This is a genomic window from Brachybacterium sp. AOP42-C2-15 (genome assembly GCF_052377065.1).
GTDB lineage: Bacteria > Actinomycetota > Actinomycetes > Actinomycetales > Dermabacteraceae > Brachybacterium.
In genome coordinates, this window is sequence record NZ_JBQSWK010000113.1 from 1 (window position 1) to 1081 (window position 1081).

Here is a 1081-nt window from a genome sequence, read left to right on the forward strand (position 1 = left end):
GGTCAAGTCCCCGGAAGTGGTGTAGCGATCCTTCGGCGATAGGGATCAGGCTGTCAGCGCGGGAAGTGCATCGGTGCTCACCTCGTTCACGGGATTGGTGGTGAGGGTGAGGCGGCAGCGGGCGAGGACGTCGAGGCCGAGGTAGCGGCGTCCTTCGGCCCATTCATCGGTCTGCTCGGCCAGGACCGCGCCGACGAGGCGGACGATCGCCTCGCGGGAGGGGAAGATGCCCACCGAGTCGGTGCGGCGGCGGATCTCGCGGTTCAGACGCTCGGTGGGGTTGTTCGACCAGATCTGGACCCACACATCCTTCGGAAACGCGGTGAACGCGAGGACGTCTGCGCGGGCGGCATCGAGGTGCTCGGCCACGGCCGGGAGCTTCTCACCGACGTAGTCCAGCAGACGCTCGAACTGCGCATTCACGGCCGCGGCGTCGGGCTGGTCATAGACGCTGTGCAGCATCGCTTTCACGGCTGGCCACATGCCCTTGGGGCAGATGCTCATCAGATTCGCGGCGTAGTGGGTGCGGCAGCGCTGCCAGGACGCTCCGGGCAGGTGAGCGGCGATCGCCTCGACCAGCCCCGCATGCGCGTCGGAGGTGACCAGGCGGACTCCGCCCAGGCCGCGGGCGACCAGGTCGGCGAAGAAGCTGTTCCAGGCCGCGCCGGTCTCGCTGGTCGCGACCCGGATGCCGAGGACTTCGCGGTGGCCGTCGCCGTTGACGCCGGTGGCGAGCAGGACGACGGCGTTGATGACTCGTCCGCCCTCGCGGACCTTCATCGTCAGTGCGTCGGCGGAGACGAACGTGAACGGCCCGGCCTCGTCCAGGGGGCGGTGGCGGAACTGCTCGACGTGCTCGTCCAGATCGGCTGCCATGCGGCTGACCTGGGACTTCGAGAGGCTGTTGATGCCGAGGGTCTTGACGAGTTTGTCCATTCGGCGGGTGGAGACGCCGGCGAGGTAGCAGTCCGCGACCACGGTGATCAGGGCGGATTCGGCGCGTTTGCGGCGCTCGAGCAGCCACTCGGGGAAGTAGGTGCCGGTGCGGAGCTTGGGGACGGCGACGTCGATCGTGCCGACG

Annotated in this window: 1 protein-coding gene; it reads right to left on the reverse strand. The window is 68.5% G+C overall.

Annotated features, from left to right (window positions below; translation table 11 throughout):
- Nucleotides 1-45 precede the first annotated feature (45 nt).
- Nucleotides 46-1081: IS256 family transposase (locus tag ACT3SQ_RS19265; RefSeq protein ID WP_444601622.1), on the reverse strand; the 1036-nt coding region annotated here is incomplete at its 5' end.